Annotated in this window: 19 protein-coding genes and 1 rRNA gene; 12 read left to right on the top strand and 8 right to left on the bottom strand. The window is 62.0% G+C overall.

The window, feature by feature from the left end:
• Positions 1-19: 19 nt before the first annotated feature.
• Both G6M89_RS01045 and G6M89_RS01040 read right to left on the bottom strand, forming a co-directional pair.
• Positions 20-1,162 (bottom strand): ATP-NAD kinase family protein, encoded by a 1,143-nt coding sequence (locus G6M89_RS01045; protein ID WP_165159950.1) that lies wholly within the window; start codon positions 1,160-1,162, stop codon positions 20-22.
• Between the two features lie 313 nt (positions 1,163-1,475).
• Positions 1,476-2,159 (bottom strand): molybdopterin-binding protein, encoded by a 684-nt coding sequence (locus G6M89_RS01040; protein ID WP_165159949.1) that lies wholly within the window; start codon positions 2,157-2,159, stop codon positions 1,476-1,478.
• An 86-nt stretch (positions 2,160-2,245) separates the two neighbouring features.
• On the opposite strand from G6M89_RS01040, the gene G6M89_RS01035 reads away from it, so the two are divergent.
• Positions 2,246-3,388 (top strand): NAD-binding protein, encoded by a 1,143-nt coding sequence (locus tag G6M89_RS01035; RefSeq protein ID WP_165159948.1) that lies wholly within the window; start codon positions 2,246-2,248, stop codon positions 3,386-3,388.
• Positions 3,389-3,412: 24 nt separating this feature from the next.
• Here G6M89_RS01035 and G6M89_RS01030 read toward each other — a convergent pair whose 3' ends face one another.
• Entirely contained in the window at positions 3,413-4,009 is a 597-nt protein-coding gene (locus G6M89_RS01030) for an HdeD family acid-resistance protein (protein ID WP_165159947.1), read from the bottom strand.
• 304 nt (positions 4,010-4,313) lie between these two features.
• On the opposite strand from G6M89_RS01030, the gene G6M89_RS01025 reads away from it, so the two are divergent.
• The 5 genes from G6M89_RS01025 to G6M89_RS01005 all read left to right on the top strand — a co-directional run bounded on the left by G6M89_RS01025 (position 4,314) and on the right by G6M89_RS01005 (position 7,861).
• Positions 4,314-4,670 carry a helix-turn-helix domain-containing protein gene (locus G6M89_RS01025; protein WP_165159946.1) on the top strand — a complete coding sequence of 119 codons (357 nt, stop codon included), beginning with the start codon at positions 4,314-4,316 and terminating at the stop codon, positions 4,668-4,670.
• 305 nt (positions 4,671-4,975) lie between these two features.
• Positions 4,976-5,458, top strand: a complete 483-nt coding sequence (locus tag G6M89_RS01020) for a 6-pyruvoyl tetrahydropterin synthase family protein (protein WP_165159945.1) — start codon at positions 4,976-4,978, stop codon at positions 5,456-5,458.
• Positions 5,459-6,271: a 7-carboxy-7-deazaguanine synthase QueE gene (locus G6M89_RS01015; RefSeq protein WP_165159944.1), complete on the top strand. Its 813-nt coding sequence runs from the start codon at positions 5,459-5,461 to the stop codon at positions 6,269-6,271.
• A 30-nt stretch (positions 6,272-6,301) separates the two neighbouring features.
• Positions 6,302-7,069 (top strand): 7-cyano-7-deazaguanine synthase QueC, encoded by a 768-nt coding sequence (gene queC / locus G6M89_RS01010; protein ID WP_165159943.1) that lies wholly within the window; start codon positions 6,302-6,304, stop codon positions 7,067-7,069.
• A 144-nt stretch (positions 7,070-7,213) separates the two neighbouring features.
• On the top strand, positions 7,214-7,861 hold the full coding sequence (locus G6M89_RS01005; RefSeq protein ID WP_165159942.1) for a hypothetical protein: 648 nt from the start codon (positions 7,214-7,216) through the stop codon (positions 7,859-7,861).
• A gap of 12 nt (positions 7,862-7,873) precedes the next feature.
• Here G6M89_RS01005 and G6M89_RS01000 read toward each other — a convergent pair whose 3' ends face one another.
• Positions 7,874-8,878 (bottom strand): zinc-binding dehydrogenase, encoded by a 1,005-nt coding sequence (locus G6M89_RS01000; RefSeq protein ID WP_165159941.1) that lies wholly within the window; start codon positions 8,876-8,878, stop codon positions 7,874-7,876.
• 149 nt (positions 8,879-9,027) lie between these two features.
• On the opposite strand from G6M89_RS01000, the gene G6M89_RS00995 reads away from it, so the two are divergent.
• Positions 9,028-9,504 carry a hypothetical protein gene (locus tag G6M89_RS00995; protein ID WP_165159940.1) on the top strand — a complete coding sequence of 159 codons (477 nt, stop codon included), beginning with the start codon at positions 9,028-9,030 and terminating at the stop codon, positions 9,502-9,504.
• 9 nt (positions 9,505-9,513) lie between these two features.
• Here the strand turns inward: G6M89_RS00995 and G6M89_RS00990 are convergent, their stop codons facing one another.
• Positions 9,514-10,737 carry an iron-containing alcohol dehydrogenase family protein gene (locus G6M89_RS00990; protein WP_165159939.1) on the bottom strand — a complete coding sequence of 408 codons (1,224 nt, stop codon included), beginning with the start codon at positions 10,735-10,737 and terminating at the stop codon, positions 9,514-9,516.
• Between the two features lie 63 nt (positions 10,738-10,800).
• Positions 10,801-11,319, bottom strand: coding sequence for a GNAT family N-acetyltransferase (locus G6M89_RS00985; protein WP_165159938.1), 519 nt, complete (start codon positions 11,317-11,319; stop codon positions 10,801-10,803).
• Between the two features lie 140 nt (positions 11,320-11,459).
• On the opposite strand from G6M89_RS00985, the gene G6M89_RS00980 reads away from it, so the two are divergent.
• Genes G6M89_RS00980 through G6M89_RS00970 form a run of 3 tightly spaced genes read left to right on the top strand, consistent with a single transcriptional unit; the run spans position 11,460 to position 15,406 of the window.
• Complete coding sequence (locus G6M89_RS00980; protein WP_165159937.1) at positions 11,460-12,764, top strand: Single-stranded DNA binding protein; 1,305 nt, start codon at positions 11,460-11,462, stop codon at positions 12,762-12,764.
• Positions 12,761-14,572, top strand: a complete 1,812-nt coding sequence (locus G6M89_RS00975) for an RPA family protein (RefSeq protein WP_165159936.1) — start codon at positions 12,761-12,763, stop codon at positions 14,570-14,572. Before G6M89_RS00980 ends, G6M89_RS00975 begins: the two co-directional genes overlap by 4 nt.
• 9 nt (positions 14,573-14,581) lie before the next feature.
• A complete protein-coding gene (locus G6M89_RS00970) occupies positions 14,582-15,406 on the top strand; it encodes a metallophosphoesterase (RefSeq protein WP_165159935.1) in 825 nt (274 codons plus the stop codon).
• Positions 15,407-15,505: 99 nt separating this feature from the next.
• On the opposite strand, the gene G6M89_RS00965 is transcribed toward G6M89_RS00970, so the two are convergent.
• Positions 15,506-16,906: a sodium-dependent transporter gene (locus G6M89_RS00965; RefSeq protein WP_165159934.1), complete on the bottom strand. Its 1,401-nt coding sequence runs from the start codon at positions 16,904-16,906 to the stop codon at positions 15,506-15,508.
• 159 nt (positions 16,907-17,065) lie between these two features.
• Here G6M89_RS00965 and G6M89_RS00960 point away from each other — a divergent pair, with 159 nt between their 5' ends.
• Positions 17,066-18,610 (top strand): acyl-CoA carboxylase subunit beta, encoded by a 1,545-nt coding sequence (locus tag G6M89_RS00960; RefSeq protein WP_165160501.1) that lies wholly within the window; start codon positions 17,066-17,068, stop codon positions 18,608-18,610.
• Positions 18,611-18,619: 9 nt separating this feature from the next.
• Entirely contained in the window at positions 18,620-18,961 is a 342-nt protein-coding gene (locus tag G6M89_RS00955) for a hypothetical protein (RefSeq protein WP_165159933.1), read from the top strand.
• A 96-nt stretch (positions 18,962-19,057) separates the two neighbouring features.
• Here the strand turns inward: G6M89_RS00955 and rrf are convergent.
• A 5S ribosomal RNA gene (gene rrf / locus G6M89_RS00950) occupies positions 19,058-19,179 on the bottom strand.
• Positions 19,180-19,358: the final 179 nt, after the last annotated feature.

The raw sequence follows: 19,358 nt of genomic DNA, 5'->3' as shown, positions 1-19,358 counted from the left end.
CGCTTCGGAGATGATAATTCTAGACGACCTGAATAAGACGCGTCGTAAATCGCCCCGTTCGGACGCGAATCCAGCCGCAAAGGTCCTCGTCAATCGATTTGTCGTCCGTATCAACGTGCAACGCGTCGATACCGTCGAGTTTCGCCTCCGACGCGACGACCTCGATCTCATCTGCGTGCTCGAGGACGGCTGGCGAAAGCTGGTGGTTCCCACGACCGAAAATGAATCCCTGCCCGCCGATTGGCGAGACGACGATTGTGACGTCGGCGTCCCGTTCTGCGAGGGCCTCGAGGATATCGGCTTCTGCTGCGTCGCGAGCAAGCAGATCGCCGTCGTACCAGACGTCGATACCGAGGGGCGATGGGTCGATCTCGAGTTCGGTTTCGATTGCGCCGACGGTGCTGCCGGGACCGAAGATGTAGATGCGATCCGATTCGATCTCACGGGCGAATCCGGCTGCGAGGGAGTCGACGCTCCCGCTTGCAAGCTGTTTGCTCGATTGCAGTGCGGGGGCGACAGGGACGGGAACGATTGCTCGAAGCTCACTTCGAACGGTTCCCTCGCGATAGGCGTCTTCGTCGATGTCGTTGACCTCGCGAAACTCGACGCGCTCGAACTCCGCGGCGACCCGCCCTGCGTCGGCGGGCGTGACAGCGAAGACGGATGAATAGATTTTGACGCCTGCGGGTACACCGAGCATCGGCGTTCGATCGCTGTCATCGATTCCCGTCTCGGCTCCCTCGAGCGTCTCGAGGACGTCTGCAACGTCGACTGCCGTGCCGTCGCCGCCGACGAACAGTACGAGATCGACGCCCTGCTCGAGAAACGCGCGGACGGCGTTTTGCGTGTCCTCAGCGGACGTCTCCAGTTCTGCTCCATCTTCGTCCATCGGTGCTGTGTCAGTCGCTCCATCGCCAGTGGTGATGATCTGTGGGTCAAATCCAGCGGCTCGAGCAACATCCTCGCCCATCATACCGGCGACAGTGTAGAGCGTACACTCGGGTGCGTGTCGAGCGAGTGACTCGAGTGCTTCTCGGGCTCGAGCCGGTGCGCGTGGCTCTGCGCCGCGTTCGCGTGCCTCCTCGAGTTTGCCGTCGGTGCCTTTCAGGCCGACCCGGCCGCCCATACCTGCAATTGGGTTGACGACGACGCCCACGTCCATACCGAAATCACGGACAGCACGCAAAAAGGTGCCTCGGTGTGTCGTCGGTTCGGCCAGTTTTCAGATACGACCGGCCAACAATCAGTACAGCGTTTCGACCACCCATTCGATCGAAACGCTGTGACTCGTTTTGGCCGGCAGTATGAACCATTAAGAGGTCCCAGAACGGACCGCCGAGTATGACCGCACTGACACACGCCGTACTCGAGACGACACTGCCAATGGATATTGCCGGCTGGGGGACGCTGGCACTGGCTCTCATCGTGACGTTCGTCTGGCTCGCGTACCTCTATCGGTAGGATAGCAGACCGCGCTATCGCGTCTCAACGTGCTCGCGAAGCCACGAGGCTGCAGCCTCGGCTGTCTCCTCATCGGTGCTTTCAACTGTGAGTCGAACGGACTCGCCAGGATAGCTCCCGACAGAGACGTCGAATCGCTCCCGTACCTCTTCAAGGCGGTCGAGTAACGCACTTTCGGGTTCGTCAGCCACGACTTCTACGACATGCGTGGGGGTCCCTGAAAACTCCGATTTGATCGACTCGAACATCGCCCGCATCTCCGTCGGGACACCAGGAAGAACATACACGCCCTCGAGTGCTGCTCCCGGTGCGACGCCAGCCTCGTTGTGAAGGGCTCGCGCGCCTTCCGGGAGGTGCGCTGTGCCCTCAGTCAACGCTGCACGCGAGTAACCGTCCTCCTCGAGCCAGGCAAGTGCATCCTCGTGCTCCTCGAGTGAGCGCCCGAGCGCGGCGGCGATGCCTTCCATAGTCACATCGTCGTGAGTTGGCCCGAGGCCGCCGGTGACGATGACGGCATCGTACTCAGCGCGGTACTCGTTGACGACACGTGCGATATCTGCGATACGATCCGGGACGGTTGTGACGCGTTCGACTGTCGCCCCACGGTCGGCGAGGCGCTCACAGAGCCAGGTGGCGTTCGTGTCCGTGGTTCGCCCGGCTAGTAGTTCGTCTCCGACGGTGACGACCGCGACATTCATAGCCGGGAGTTAGGGAGTGGCCCTCAAAACGGTATCTACGGAGATTGCCACTCTGCTTTCTTTATCATCGACGTGGTTGCTCGAGTATGGCTCACGTCTCCGGCCAGCGCAGCCGAATTGTCCACCTCGCCGTGGTCCTCGTCACCGCCGTTGCGTTCGTCTCCATTGCGACGGGGCTCGCAGCGATGAGTACAGACCCCACGTTCGAGACTGGCTTTCACACACCGACACTCGCAACCGCGACCGGATTCAGCGGTGTGCTCGTCGGCTTTGCGCTTCTCGGAGCCAGTTGGGGAATGCGCCGTGGCTTTCGGGTTGCGTATCTTGCTGCAATCGTTTTGGTCGTTCTCGCGGCGACACACGGCATCGTCCAAACGCGGCTCCTGTCGATTCCACTCGTTGTGCTCTCTCTCGTCGTCACCGCATTACTCGTTCGCTGGCGTTCCGAAACGCCGTTTACGCGCTCGATTACGCTGACGGAGTCACAGATCGGTGCGGTGCTTGCAGTCGGCAGCGTCGTCTGCTATGGAACCATCGGCTCGTACGTCCTCAGAGCCGATTTCGAGGGCGTCGACTCGCTTATCGACGGCCTGTATTTCACGCTCGTTACGGCGAGCACTGTCGGCTACGGCGATATCCACGCAAGCACCGACGCCGGACGGCTGTTTGCCATCTCGCTTGTGTTACTCGGCCCCGCAAGCGTCGCTGCGATTGCTGGCTCGCTTATCGGCCCCTCTCTACAATCGTACTTCACGCGCGCCGGTGCTCGAGCCACGAACGCCGAGCGCCCGACAAATGGCGAGCAGTTCCTCCTGATCGGCACGTCCACACCCGGAAACCAACTCATCTCCTCGCTCTCGAGGCAGGGTGCTCTCACCGTCGTCACAACCGATGAGGGGTGGGCAACCCAACTCGAGGCCGACGACATCGACGTGACAGTTGGTGATCCGACCGACGACAAAGTGCTTGAGCAGGCAACACCGACTGACCTCACCGCAATCGTCGTTGCGACTGACGCCGAGGAGACGCCCTACACTGTCCTCGCTGCTCGGCGACTTGACTCGACTGTCCGTCTTATTGCGCTCGTCGCCCGCGAGCGACGGGCAGACATCGCGGAGTTGGGCGCGGACGTGACGATCGATCCAGCACACGTTCTCGAGCGGGCCACGACGGCCGCAGCGCTTGGTGGGGAGTTTGACGCGGTTGCGGAGCGCGGTGGTGACTCTTGAAACGCACTATGAAAATAAAAGAGATTAGGCACGTCGCGGTTCGGCTGCGGGTGGCGTCACATCGTCTTCGTCGATGCGGCGCCCGCTGTAGGCGACCGCGATCATCGAGAACCCGGTCATGAGCAGCGCGACACCGACGACAGCGCCGATGAGCCACGTTGCGTCGACGGGGAAGCCTGCCCAGAGGAACGCCGCCAAGACGAGCGAGACGACGCCGCTTGCGGCGATCCAGCCACGACCAGATTCACCGGACATGCGGATACTCATCCAGAGTTCGGCCGCGCCATCAACGACCAAGTATGCGATGACCAGCAGCGTCAGACTCACGAGTCCAACCATGGGGTTCACGAGCAGGATGATTCCTGCGATGACCGAGACGACCGCGAGCGCGAGTTGCCAGAACCGTCCGGTCCAGTCGCCGACCGTGAAAGCGTGACCGGCGTGGATGATCCCGCCGACGACCAACAGCGCCCCAAGGACGTATGTAAGCGCGATGCCGGTCGCAAACGGCGCGACGAGCGCAAGCAGGCCAGCAATCGCGATCAAACCGCCGGCAATGGCGAGCGTTCGCCACTCAGTCTGGATCTGCTCAGCATCAGATGTAGTGGTTACTGTGTTCATGGTAACACCCAGTATACTAGTCGACGTGTGAGTATATATACAATTCTCGTGATTTGATAGTCTGTCCGGTGAAACAACCAGTCGACCGGATGGCTAATAGCGTGTTTTCGTGCTTGTATAATGCCCAAAGGCGGAGGGAACAAAAACAAAAATTACCTCGAGAGAGGTCTACGTTGGCACACACGACAGCCTGGCAACATCTCTGGCTCGTCAATTCGTAATCTCGCCTCGAGAGGGAGTACGTATAAAACAACACTCGCTATAACCATAAGATTCAATTCGTGTAATTAGATATTGTTCACTTATGTCTTCGCACCGGACGAAACAGACAGACCGAAATTCACCCGCGGTTCTCTCGGCACTCGGGAACAAATACAGTGCCGAAATCCTCTGTGCAGCAGGCACGCCAAAATCAGCGCAAGCGCTGAGTGAGGATATCGAAATCCCCATCGCGACCTGCTATCGCCGTATCGAGGAACTGGTCGATGCGGGCTTGTTGACCTGTGAGGGGCGACAGCTCTCAGAGAAGGGGCGACGAACGAACATCTACCGCCGAACGGTCGACGAACTCGAGGTCGACTTCTCTTCGGAGCGCCCGGCGTTCTCACAGAAACGCCGCACCGAGGCAAAGAATCAGATCCAGGATCAACTTGGGGAGTAACTGACAGAAACACAACTCACGAACGTTCTGGTGTGGGATGGGGGACGGTTGCAGTTGCAGGTCGATGTGGGTGGGGCCACAACGGCATTTCGAGGTCGCAGTCGGAAGTGGACTGGCAGCGATAGCGGATTGGCTCGTTCGCAAGGTGTTCGCGAGCGAATCAGCCGTTCGAGCGTCTGATTTCTGGCGAAACGCGTCTGAACTGATACGGGCAGCACGTCGTCTGCTCGCCAGCACAGCACATCGCCTACTGATTGTCCGCCAGTAACGATCATCCTTAAGTATTCTCTCGAGAATACCAAGGTATGTCTAACTCGTTGGGCCCCGTCGGCCATGCCACAGATGCAGAGGCGACCGACACGCAGGTCATCGGCACCGAACGCGTCCTCCATATTGGGCGAGACCGGCCAATCCGAATCAGTGCAGGGCATCGACTGTTGCATCACGACGGCAAGTGCTCGCGACCCCACGGCCACAACTACGAGGTCACCGTCGCGCTCACGGGCGAACTCACCGCAGAGGGATGGATCGCCGACAAAGGCGATATTACTGCAGTAATCGACGAGTGGGATCACATGTTCCTACTCGAGGCCGGTGATCCGCTGATCGAGGCGTTCGAGGCGGCCGGCGACGCAGACAGCCTCATCGTCCTCGAGCAGCCACCAACCGCCGAGGTGATGAGCGTCGTCCTCGAGCGAAAACTCGAGGACGCGCTGCCCAAGACAGTCACCGACGTTGCAGTACAGGTTACCGAAACGAGCGAACTCTGTGGAGGCAGTCGGTTCTGAATGCCGGTTTCCGATTCCGTCGATGTCGATATGGAAGATACAGCGACAGCCGATATCGACGGCCCCGCACTCCCTATCAACGAACTGTTTGCCTCTCTGCAAGGCGAGGGAACGCTCGCTGGCGTCCCGTCCGTGTTCGTCCGCACGAGCGGCTGTAACCTCCGCTGTTGGTTCTGTGACTCCTATCACACCTCCTGGGAGCCAACCCACGCCTGGCTGGAACTCGAGGACATCATCGCCGAAATCGAGTCCCACGACGTCGAGCACGTCGTCCTTACCGGCGGCGAACCGCTGTTGCACGAAGAGAGCGTCGCCCTGCTCGAGGCCCTCGATGACCGGGGCTACCATACGACCGTCGAGACGAACGGGACGATCTATCGCGACGCTCCGATCGATCTCGCCTCGATCAGCCCGAAACTCAAGAGCAGCACGCCGACGCCGGCGCGCGATCCGGACGGCGGGGGCGCGAGCGCGAACGGGAGCAAGGGCGGGGGCGAGTGGGCACAACGCCACGAGGACGACCGAATCGACCTCGAGGCACTAGCCGCGCTCGTCGAACACTACAACTTTCAGTTGAAGTTCGTCGTCACAGACGAGGCCGATATGGACGAGATTCTCGAGTTGCTCGCGGATCTCCGCGACGCTGCTGACGTGGCCATTCCCGATCAGAACGTCCTCCTGATGCCCGAGGGCGCGACCCGAGAACGCCTCGCGGAGACGCGCAATCGAACCGCGGAGCTTGCCCTCGAGTACGGCTTTCGCTACACGCCGCGCCTGCACGTCGATCTCTGGAACGACGCGCCCGAAACGTAGACTGCTGACACGACTACAGACTACCCGACCATGACCACCGAAGCCGATACCACCGACACCACCGACGACAGTGAATCGTCTGCTGACCGACCCCAAGACAAGCGCGCCGTTGTTCTCCTCTCGGGCGGCATGGACAGCGCCACTGCCGCCTCCGAGGCCCGCGAGCGGGGGTACGAGGTGTACGCCCTCCATACGTCCTACGGCCAGCGAACCGAGGATCGCGAACTCGAGTGTGCGCGCCGACTCGCTGAGGAAATCGACGCCACAGACTTCCTGCAGATCGAAACGGGCCACCTCGCAGCAATCGGGGCCTCGAGTCTGACCGACGACGAGTTAGCCGTCGCGGACGCGGATCTGGAGAGCGACGAGATTCCCACCTCGTATGTTCCGTTCAGAAATGCGAACCTGCTCTCGATGGCAGTCTCCTACGCCGAGGCCAACGACTGCGAGGCTGTCTTCATCGGCGCACACAGCGAGGACTTCTCAGGCTATCCTGACTGCCGCCTCGCCTTCTTCGAGGCGTTCGAGTCCGTCGTCGACGTGGGGACGAAACCCGAAACCGACATCGCAATCGAAGCGCCGTTCGTCGAGTGGTCAAAGACCGACATCGCGGCACACGGGGTCGACCTCGAGGTGCCCTACGAACACACCTGGAGCTGTTACCGCGAGAACGAGCCAGCCTGTGGCACCTGCGATGCCTGCGCGTTCCGCCTGCAGGCGTTTCAGAACGTCGGCGTGAGAGACCCAATCGAGTACGCAGAACGGCCGTCGTACGTCGAGGACGGGTTCGAAACGTAGGCTAACTCGACACTCATAGGGTTTACTGTCCGTCATTTCCGGCGCAACCGCGACGCGGGCGGCGGTTGCACCGGGAAATCGGTACAGCAATCCGTATCAGACGCCGTCCAGAAAACCTATACGCCGGTCAAACTGACTCGAGCTATGAAGCGGCGAGCAGCCCTTGTCGCGATATGTGGGTGTGCCGCTGGGCTTGCTGGATGTCTGTCGACAATCTCCAGATCGCCGGACAGCTCTGCGTCTGAAATCGAAGACTGTGAGGGTTCGTACCTCGAGCGCAACGTCTTCGACGACGAGGATCCTCCATCGATCGACGCCTCGGTTGTCTCGAGTGAGCGATACAACCACGAGTACACCGAACTCGAGGTTGAGTCACACTGGATAGTTCCCGGCGTGGACATCCTCGAGATCACGCTCCAACCCGGATCGTCTGATCCCCCAGCGGACGCGCCAGCGTCCGACAGCGAACCGTTCGCCGACCTTGCGGAGTTTCGACGGGTGCTTTCTGAGGTTGTTGATTCCGGCGAGGAAACAACTCTCCACGCCGATTTCGATGAGTACAACGCAATTCGTGACGGGTTCCTCGAGGCGTTCGAAATCGATGGTCGTGGGAGCGAGCAAGAGACTGTTGTTCTCGAGCATGAGGGGGACGCCATCGATGTGTCGCTGGTGACCGAGGAGTTCCACGGCGACGGCGAAGCAGTGGCGTACTACTTTGTCTCCGAGACAGCGACCTACCGCGTCGACGAACACGGCGGCGAGCCCGAAGACGGGGCGCCAATCGATTGCTGACGCCGCCGTATCTCACTCGGCGACCAGCAACAGCTTGCCGACGAAATCACCTTCTTCCGCGTGACTGTGGGCGTCTGCAACCTCCTCGAAGGCGTACCGACCGTCGATGTGGGGCTCGAGCGCACCCTTGTCGACCAGCGTTGCGATGGTCTCGAGTTCGTCGCCGATGCGCTCCTGGCGGTCACCTAGCAGTACTGGGAGGATCACGAGCACGACGCCTAACTCAAGCGAGTTGCCGTGCATCGGCGCGAGATCGAGGTCCTGCGCGGCGCTGGATTCAGTCGTCACGACGGTCCCAAACGGCCGGACTGCCTCGAACGCGGTCTCGAGGTGGCCGTCGCCGACAGGATCAAAGACAGTATCGAAGCCGTCGCCGGTGGCGTGTTCGGCGACGTATTCCTCGACTGCGGTGTCGGTGTAGTCGACGGTTGCATCGGCTCCGAGGTCGGTGGCGAGGTCGCGCTTTTGCTCGCTCGAGGCGGTCGCGGTGACGTTCGCACCGAACCAGTCGGCGAGTTGGACGCCGATGTGGCCGACGCCGCCGCTTGCGCCATAGACCAGTACCTCGTCGCCGATGTCGACCGTCGTTTTGTCGGCGAGCATCTCCCACGCGGTGAGTGCGACGATTGGGAGCGCGGCGCTGTCTGCGAGCGGAATCGAGTCGGGGGCGTGTGCAAACGTACCTGCGTGGCCGACAGCATAGTCAGCGAGTGTGCCCTGTCGACCCGCGCCGCCGGGCATGCCGTAGACTTCGTCGCCCGCCTCGAACGCATCGACATCCTCGCCGACCGCATCGACCACGCCGGCAATGTCACAGTGCAGCGTCGCCGGGAACTCGGGGGTGAAATCTGGAATGTCTCCGCGACGAATCTTGTAGTCAACCGGGTTGACGCTCGAGGCCACGACTTCGACGCGGATCTCGTCGGGGCCGGGTTCTGGAACGTCGACAGTCGCCGCCTCGAAGACGTCCGGATCGCCGTACTCTTCGATCTGGAAGGCACGCATTTCAGCAGGCATCTTGTCTCAAACGGGGTCTTCCGGGGACGTATAGCCCGTGCTTGCGGCGGCACCTGCTGGTGCTTCGCAGAAGCTGCAACCAGTAATGACAGCCGAAACCTGTTAGCTACTGAGAGTAATGTTGACTATCATCGACAGCTATTGTAGACATGTCAATGGCCTCCGGCCTCCTCGAGTGGGTTCGTGACGAAGAGGGTGAGTGGACGACGCCGACGGGTCGTCGGGGTGAACTCGTTGCACTCCTCGTCACGCTCCCCGTTGCGCTCTGGTTCGTCACCGGTCGCGACGGATTTGCCTGGCCACAGGCGACCACCGCCTGGCTGGCCGCTGCAGCAGGGCTCTGGTGTGGCTACGCCTACGCCGTGTATTACCGAGAACCGATTGTCAAGTCCCTTCTGGAGAAAGACATCGGCGGGTTGACGCTCTTTACGTTGTTCAGTGGCGGCCTCGGGATTTCCGCACTCGAGTTCCTGCCGGCCACCGGGGCACTCGTCGTGGCACTCTGTATGACTGGCGTGACGATCATCGTCATTTCGCTGCTCAGGCTCGTCTCGCCGTTTCATCGCGGCCTCGAGCCGGCACGTCGTGGCGTCGAGGTCGAGCTACCAGAACGGGTCGAGTCCTGATCAGTGCGCTCACCACGCCGCCTCGAGTACGTCTTCGATCTCCGCGACCGTCGGCTCGAGGCCCGGTGGCGCGTTTTCCATGAATCGGTCCGCGAGAACGTCCTCAGCGACCGCGGTGAACTCCGCAGGCTGGGGGCCGTCGACAGCCCGCAGTTGTGACGGTAACTCGAGGCCATCGCGGATCGTCGTCACCGCTTCGACGACGGCAGCGCCCTGATCCACTGCGTTGTCAACCCCAAGCGCGTTCGCGAGCAGTCCCACACGGGCGTCGACGCCGTCCTGCTCAAATAGGTACTCGAGGACGTGAGGCGCGACGATTGCGTGCGCTTCGCCCTGTTGTACGTCGTCCGTTCGCGTGAGTGCGTGGCCGAACGCATGGATAATCGAGAGCGTCGTTCCACCCGGTCGCGAGATCCCGTACTGGACGAGGAGCACGCCCTCGAGCAGCGCCTCGAATGTCTCGAGATTGCGCGTGCCGTCGCCAAAGGCGCGGAGTCCGTCCGCGAAGTTCTCGAGGCCGTGTCTGGCCGTGGCGTCGGTAATCGGCGTTCGGTTCGCGGCATAGAGCGTCTCGAGGCCCTTGTCGAAGCCGTTCATCGCCGAGCCCGCGAGCACGCCGTCCGGCGTCGTCGAGACGAGTTCCGGGTCGTAGAACACCGCATCGGGCATCAGCCCTGGATCGCTAATGCCGCCGCCCTGTTCTGCATCGACCGGACTCGAGTCCGGTGCGGCCGTCACGCCAGCACCCTGCGAGAGGTCGGCTCCGGCGAGGGTCGTCGGAATCGCGATGATGGAGATGTGATTCTCATCCGGCACGGAGATCGTTCCCGTTTCGGCGAACTCCGCGGCGACGTCTTCGTGCGAGCGGTCACTCGCCGCGAGCACGCTGATCACCTTCGCGACGTCCAGACTGCTACCCCCGCCGAGGCTCACGAGCGCATCGGCGTCTCCTGACTCGAGGCGATCGAGGCCGTCGAACGCCGTTCCGAGCCGTTTCTCGGGCGTCGTCTCGTCGAACACGCCTGCGAGCCGGTCGCCGAGGCCCTCGCGGACGGGGTCGATTACGGCAGGCGTGTTCCCGACCGTCGAGCCACAGACGACCAGCGCGCGCTCGCTGTTCTGGCGCTCGAGTTCGTCTGCGAGGTCGGCGACGCAGGTGGTTCCGACGCGAATCGTCGCCGGATCGTACGCGAAGCGAAACGGGTGGCTGGTTCTCGAGTGAGCGGCGTCCATACGCAAAACACACAGTGCACGGTGGTAAAACGGGGTGACCCTCGAGTTCGAACTCGAATCCGCTCAGATCGAGCGGGCCATTTCGTACTCGCCGCGCTCGCGCAGCGTCGTCTCGAAGCCAGCGGATCGGTAGAGATTCATCGCGATCCGGTTCGTGCGGGCCACGGAGAGCCAGACGTGGGTCAGTCCGCGGGACTGGCCGTGCCCGAGGAGCCCGCGAATGAGGTGCGTACCGATCCCCGCCGACTGGTAGTCTGGATGGACGAAAATCGCGAGTTCCGACGTGTCATCGTGAGGAACCAGTGCCGCGTGACCGACCACGTCGTCGCCGTGACGAGCCACGACGTTGTAGCCGTCCTCGAGCAGCAGGCTCACCCAGTCACGGATTCGCGGCTCCTGGCGTGGCGGGAGTCCCTGTGCGCGTGACTCCTCGTCGAAGCGTTCGTACATTGCGACCAGTGGCTCTGGGTCGTCGGCGTGGGTGTCGATGCTGATCGAGCGATCCGCCTGATCGGTAATCCGCGTTGGTGGGCGCGGGAACTGCGTCGGGTGCTCGTGGTCCGAATCGGAAGCGAGGGCCATACGAGTACATCGACCTGCAGGGACCTAAGACGGGACCACCATTCCCGGTGACTGGGAGCGCCGGGTCGGTAACTCATCACCCGCTCACAGGGCGCGTCTCGCGGGAACGCTTATAAATCCACCACGCCAATTACGGACGAATGGAACTCGAGAATCATGCCGAGGATCTTGCCTCCGACCTCGGTGTCGACAAAGAGGAGGTCATAGCCGACCTGCAGAACTTAGTGGAGTACAGCGTGCCAATCGACGAAGCCAAGCAGAGCCTTCGCCGGAAGTACGGCGACGGGAGTAGTGGCGGCGGCGGAGCGCCGTCGGCCAAGGACATCGCCGACATCACGCCCGACGACAGCAGCGTGACTGTCACGGGCGTCGTCCTCTCCGCTGGCAAGCGCTCGATCCGCTACCAGGGCGACGATCACGTCATCGTCGAGGGCCGCCTCGCAGACGAGACCGGCACCGTCGATTACACCTCGTGGGAAGACTTCGGTCTCTCGCCGGGCGATACCATCACCGCGGGCAACGCGAACGTCCGCGAGTGGGACGGCGAACCCGAACTCAACCTCGGCGAGAGCACGTCCATCTCGTTCGATGAAGACGGACTCGAGGTGCCCCACGAAATCGGCGGCGACGCCGACCTCGCCGACCTCGAGACGGGCGACCGCGCGGCAACCGTCGAAGTCTCCGTTGTGGAGTGCGAGCGCCGGACAATCGATGGCCGCGACGGCGAAACGGACATCCTGAGCGGCGTCTTCGGCGACGAGAGCGGCCGCCTGCCGTTTACGAACTGGGACCCTGCCCCGGAGATCGAAGAAGGTGGGACGGTCCGCATCGAAAACGCCTACGTCCAGGAGTTCCGCGGCGTTCCCGAAGTCAACGTCTCGAAGTTCTCGACAGTCTCCGCCCTCGAGCGCGAAATCGACGTCGGCGCAGATACGACGACGATGGCTGTCGGCGAGGCCGTCCGCACGGGCGGCGTCTACGACGTGGAAGTCGTCGGCAACGTCATCGCCGTCCGCGACGGCTCGGGGCTCATCCAGCGCTGTCCCGAATGCTATCGCGTCATCCAGAAAGGCCAGTGTCGAACCCACGGCAGCGTTGACGGCATCGACGACCTGCGCGTTAAGGCAATCGTTGACGACGGCACCGGCACCGTCACCGCCGTGCTGGACGACGAAATCACCGAAGACGTCTACGGCGGCACCTTGGACGATGCGCTCGAGGCCGCCCGCGAGGCGATGGATCAGGAGGTCGTCGCCGACACGATCCGCGAGGAGATCGTCGGCCGCGAGTACCGTGTCCGCGGGCACCTCTCGGTCGATGAGTACGGCGCGAATCTCGATGCCGAATCCTTCGCCGAGAGCGACGACGACCCCGAGACGCGTGCGAGTGCGTTCCTCGAGGGGATCGATGACACTGCTGGCGAACTCGAGGAGGTGGACGCATGAGCGCAACCGACGAGGATGAGGTAATTCCGGGACGCGAAGTCGCCTACCGGCTCTTTGCAACGGAGTACGACGACGCCTCTGTGTCTCACACTGAAAGCGACGAAGAGCGTGCCCCAAACTACGTCATCGCCCCGACAGGCGCGCGAATCAACCGCCTGTTCGCCGTCGGGACGCTGACCGAAATCACGGCGGTCAACGACGAGATGCTTCGCGCCCGTATCGTCGACCCGACGGGCGCGTTCGTCGTCTACGCAGGCCAGTATCAGCCCGACGCACTCGCCACGCTCGAGTCCCTCGAGCCGCCCGCGTTCGTTGCGGTCACCGGCAAAGCCCGGACGTTCCAGCCCGATGATTCGGATCGCGTCTACACGTCGATCCGACCCGAAAGCATCGCAACGGTCGACGCCGACACCCGCGACCGCTGGGTCGTCAGCGCGGCCGAGCAGACGCTCGAGCGGATCGGAACCTACGCCGCTGCAGCCGACGTTGACGCAAGCGGCGACGAGTTGACCGATGCCTTGCTCGAGGCTGATATCGAACCTGGCCTCGCGGCGGGAATTCCACTCGCACAGGACGGCTATGGAACGACCCCTGCGTATCTCGCCGCCCTGCGCGACTGCGCGGAGGAGGCCGTCGCAGTCGTCGCCGGCGAGCGCGATCAGGTCGGGTCGTTCGACGCCCAACCGGATCAGCCAGCACCCGGCTCCGACGACGCGACGTTCGAGTCGCTTTCGGCGCTCTCGAGTCTCGATCTCGAGGCGCTCGAGACGGCAATACCAGCCGAATCGACAGTATCGACTCCGACTGCTGCAGTCTCGGACGAAGACGATGCTGTTGTGACTGACGCTCTCGACGCCTCGTCGGCAGCGGGAACGGCGACAGGAACGCCCGACTCGAGTACAGAATCCGTCGATGTCGATGTCGACGAATCCGCAGAGGCGGCTGACTCGGAAGCGAGTGCCGAGTCTGAGACTGCGACTGCTGCCGAAGCGGAAACTGAGATTGAGGTCGAGTCCGAGCCGACCGAGACTGAGTCCAAATCCTCACTCGAGTCCGAGCCGACCGAGACGGACACCGATACTGCAGCTGATGCCGAGGCCGAAGACGAGTCGGCAGCGGAGACGACGACAACGTTCGACGAAACGGACGCTGCAGCCGACTCTGACGACGCCGCAGACGCCGAAGTGGACAGCAGCGACAACGACCTCGAGAACTTCGACGCCGAAGACACCGGCATGTACGAGATGGACGACGACGAGCGCGAGCAACTCGAGGAACAGTTCGGCGCGGAGTTTACGACCGGCTCAGAGGTCCAAGAACCCGGCGAGGCTGGTATTGACGTTGAAGTCGATATGGACACCGAGGATGAGTCGGCTGACGCTGTCGACGAGAGTGAGCCGGCAGACGTTGTTGCGGACGACGAACCCGCGACTGACACTGACGACATCGGTGCACCGCCGGAATCCGGCCTCGAGACCGCAGAGTCCAGCGACTCCGATGAATCGGACGCTGACAGCGAGCCTGCCGAGGCGTCGGGAGACGAGGACGACACAGCCGACGACGAGGCAGATGAGCCAGTAGCTGCGGACGAGGCAGACGAGCCCGCCGAAGACGTCGACCTACAGGACTACGTCATCGACACCATGGGCGACCTGGACGACGGCGACGGTGCCGACCGCTCGGAACTCGTCGAGACCGTCGCGAGCGACATCGGCGTCTCCGAGGACGAGGTCGAAGACGCCATTCAGGACGCGCTCATGGGCGGACAGTGTTACGAACCGAACGACGACTCGCTGAAGCCGATCTAATCGCCGACGATGACTCGAGGGCGTCGCGTCCGCGTCGAACCCGTGCCCGGCGAGCCAGCCGCGACCGCCACAGTTGACGGCGAGCGCGCGCTGCTCGTCGCGGACTACCACGCCGGCTACGAGGCCGGACTGCGATACGAACGCGGCGTCGACGTTCCAAGTAAGGCCTCCGACCGCCGAGAGCGACTGCTCTCACTCTGCGAGCAAACCGCAGCCGACCGACTCGTTGTCCTCGGCGATCTGATGCACTCGATTGGCGACCCCGGCGGAGCCGAACGCGGCGAACTCGAGGTGGTACTCGAGTCGCTTCCATCGACTATTGACGTCACAGTCATCAAGGGGAACCACGATGGCAATCTCGAGACGTGGTTCGGAGCCGACGGTGATGCGGTAGCTGGTGCTCCCAGCGCGAGTGTCAGCGTCGTCTCCGGCGACGGCATCGCTCTCGACGGCGTCGGCGTCTGTCACGGCCACACCTGGCCCGCAGCCGACGTGCTCGAGTGTGACGTGCTCTGTCTCGGCCACGAACACCCTTGCGTGCGACTCGAGGACGAAGTCGGCGGGAGTCGCGTCGAACGCGCGTGGCTTCGCGGGCGCGTCGATCCGACGCCGTTTCGCGAGCATGGCAGCTACGAGGACGTTTCGTGGCTCACGGACTCGAGTGCGGAACCGCCGCGACTGGTGGTCCTGCCGGCGTTTAACGACCTTGTGGGTGGAACGTGGGTCAATCTCGCAGAACAGTCGTTTCTCTCGCCGTTTTTGCCCGATGGGCTCGCGGGCGGTGAGGCGTATCTCCTCGATGGAACGCGGTTAGGGCCGTACGAATCGGTGTAATCGCTCCGTTCTCGTCTCGAGTCGATTGTAACCGAACGGAGGGGCGATGCTATTCTCGAAGAGCAATGCGCAAAAAACGGACTGTAGTCGTCGGCTACTCTACAGGTTGGCGCCGAGCCAGTCTGCGAAGTCACCGGTCAGGAAGTTCACGTAGTCGATGATACCGAGAGCCAGCGTGACAGCCAGCACGATCAGCAGCGGGATACGGACGGACCAGATCCAGACGGCTCCAGCCGAACCGAGCGAGCCGACACCCTTGGAAACTTCGTCGAGTGCAGTATCCGGAATCACCCAGCCGACGAAGATGACGAGCACCAGTGCACCGAGGACGAGCAGAACGGAATCTGCGAAGTAGTCGAACAACTCGAGGAACACCAGATCGTACGTCACTGGGACGCCGAGCAGGAACAGTGCGCCGCCAGCGCCAACCGCTGCGGTCTTTCGCTCGAGATCGTGTTCGTCCATCAGATACGCAACGATGAACTCGAGAATACTGATCGCACTCGAGAGTGCTGCAACGGAGACGACGCCGAAGAAGAGCAAGCCGAGAATGTCGGGCACTTCGGTCATGGCGTCGGCGACGGCGGTGAAGATTGCACCGATTGGCGAGGCGAACAGGAGTTCACCATCGGGGTCAGGTGTCGCGGTGAGCAGGATTGGGAAGACAACGAGACCGACCAGCAGCGCGATTGCGGTGTCGAAGCCGATGATGATGCCGCCGTCTTTGGCCAGATTCCGGTCTTCGCCGATGTAGGAGGCGTAGACGATCATCACACCCATCCCGAGCGAGAGCGTAAAGAACGCCTGTCCAGCGGCGGCAGGAAGCAGCGTCGTCCAGTTCGCGGCGATTTCACCGAAGTCTGGCTCGAGGTAGTACTGGTAGCCCTCCATCGCACCGGGGAGTGTTGCAGCCCAGATTGCGAGGCCAACGAGCAAGATAATCAACGCAGGGACCATGACTTTGACCGCGAGTTCGATCCCTTTCTGGACGCCGAGTGCAACGATACCGACCGTCACTGCCATGAACAGCGCATGGAACAGCATTGAATCAAGACCAGTCGAAACCGCGCCGAACAGTAGATCTGCGGCTAACACATCCGCTTCAGCCGCTTCCGCTTCGTACTGTCCGACGGCGTCATCGTACCCCTGTGTGATTCCCATCACGAAGTAGCGAACGAACCAGCCTGCAACGACACTGTAGTACGAGAGGATGACGAAACCGGTGACGAAGAAAATGTACCCGACGTATTTCCATGTATCACCACCGAGTTCACGAAGTGCACCCACCGGATTCAGATTGGTTCGTCGGCCGATAACGAACTCGACGAGGATTGCTGGGAACCCGACGAGCGCAATGAAAAGTAGGTAGACAAGGAGGAACGCTGCCCCACCCCCCTCACTGGTAACGAACGGGAATCGCCAGATATTGCCAAGCCCCACCGCACTCCCGACCGCGGCGAGGATGAAACCTGTACGTGTTGCCCATGTTTCTCGTGCCATGGTGTGTCACTTTAAATAGCAAGACTATATAACTTTTCTAAATATGTCCTATACCTGTTACTAGATTGGAGAAAGGTCGTGATAGTGTTACGGAATCCTTTTCCAGTTGGTGCTCACACAACGCGGTATGCAACCGACTGGGGTGTTCCAGACGTGACGATGGAAGACCGCATCGACGACCTCGAGGAGCGCCGCGAGGAGGCTCGCCTGGGTGGTGGCGAGGAACGAATCGACAAACAACACGACAAGGGGAAGATGACTGCCCGCGAGCGGATCGAGTACTTCCTCGATGAGGGCACCTTCACGGAATTCGACCAGCTCCGAACTCACCAGACGAGCCAGTTCGGGATGGAAGAACAGAAGATCCCGGGCGACGGCGTCGTCACGGGCTACGGTGAGGTCAACGGACGGACGACGTTCGTCTTCGCACACGACTTCACCGTCTTCGGTGGCTCGCTCGGCGAAGTGTTCGCCGAAAAGATCTGCAAGGTCATGGATATGGCCATGGAGGTCGGCGCGCCCGTGATCGGACTCAACGACTCCGCTGGTGCGCGTATTCAGGAAGGCGTCAAGTCCCTCGCCGGCTTCACTGAAATCTTCAACCGGAATCAGGAAGCCAGTGGCGTCATCCCACAGATTTCGGGGATTATGGGGCCGTGTGCCGGCGGGGCCGTCTACTCGCCGTCGATTACCGACTTCATCTTCATGGTCAAAGACACGAGTCACATGTACATCACCGGCCCCGGCGTCACCAAGACCGTCACCGGCGAGGACGTGACGCACGAGGAACTCGGCGGTGCGATGACGCATTCTGGAAAGACCGGCGTCGCCCAGTTCGCCTGCGAAAGCGAAGAGCAGGCACTCGACGATATGAAGCGCCTCCTCTCGTATCTCCCGCAGAACAACGTCGAGGACCCACCGCGCGTCGAGCCGTGGGACGACCCCGACCGACGTGACGAGGACCTCAAATCCATCGTCCCCTCGAGTCCGCAGAAACCCTACGATATGATCGATGTGGTCGACAGCGTGGTCGACGAAGGCTCCTTCTTCGAAGTCGCGGACAACTTCGCGAAGGAACTCGTCGTCGGCTTCGGCCGCCTCGATGGCCGGTCGGTCGGCATCGTCGCGAACCAGCCCCGCGTGAACGCGGGCACGCTCACCGTCGACTCCTCGATGAAGGGCTCGAGATTCATACGCTTCTGTGACTCGTTTAACATCCCTATCGTCACCTTCGTCGACGTCCCTGGCTACATGCCTGGGACGGACCAGGAACACCGCGGGATCATCCGCCACGGCGCGAAACTGCTCTATGCGTACGCCGAGGCGACCGTTCCACTCCTGACGGTTATCACGCGCAAAGCCTACGGCGGCGCCTACTGCGTCATGGCATCGAAGAATCTCGGTGCAGACGTCAACTACGCCTGGCCGACCGCCGAAATCGCGGTGATGGGGCCACAGGGTGCGGTCAACATTCTCTATCGCGACGAACTCGCCGAAGCCGACGACCCCGACGCCTTGCGGGACGAACTCATCGAGGAGTACCGCGAGGAGTTCGCCAACCCCTACACCGCGACGGACAAGGGCTTCTTAGACGACGTGATCGTCCCCACCGAAACCCGACCGCGCCTGATCGCAGACCTCGAGATGCTCGAAACCAAGCGCGAATCGAACCCGGACAAGAAACACGGCAACATCCCGCTGTAAGCGAGTTCGATGGCATCACAAAATCAGACGGAGACGACCGACGCCGACGCGCCCACGGACGAGCACGCGTGTGACGCACTCGAGCCGTCACTCCTGTCCGAAGTCGATATCACGCTGCCCGACGACGCAGACGAGGCGGAAGCGGCCGCCATTGTCGCCGCTGTCGGTGCACATCTCCACGATCAGGCACTTGCCGTCGCTGCGGCCGCCCAGAGCGAAGAGGAATCGTGGGATGGCAAGCGCTGGGCGTTCAGCGGTCGTGTCCGCGCTCAGCAAGGTCGATTCGCTCGCGTGCCTCGGAACGCGCCAACGGATGCGTGGTCGGCTGCGGGACGCGTGGATCGGTTCTGAATCGGCGCTGTCGCGGCGTAGATTTCTGAGACAGTTTTCGATGTGCGCTCGAGTGCGATAGTGCAGTTGCTCGAGGGCTGAGAACGAGTATGAAGAGCGAGGCGGCGAGTCGACGTTCCCAGAGGGTCGCCCACTCCAGTAGTTGCCGACACGCAGGCGAGCTTATCTTCCGTGTTCGGGATGGGTACGGGAGGGTCCTCGCCGCTGTGGCCGCCTCAGTGTCGTCGCAGCCAGTAGACTGGCCACGAGTTCGTTTCAACAATGGCGAGTGTGCGTAGTAACAGTTACGTTTCGAGTCGTCTGTGGGAGTCAGAGACACAACGATGATCACGGCTCGAGAAGCGACCAACAAGACAGCTCAGTAACAATCGCCGTTCTCAAGGGCGCTATCCGTTGC

It is taken from the genome of Natronolimnobius sp. AArcel1, assembly GCF_011043775.1.
GTDB lineage: Archaea > Halobacteriota > Halobacteria > Halobacteriales > Natrialbaceae > Natronolimnobius.
Note: the sequence above shows the minus strand (reverse complement) of the source record. Positions and strands in the feature narration are given on the sequence as shown.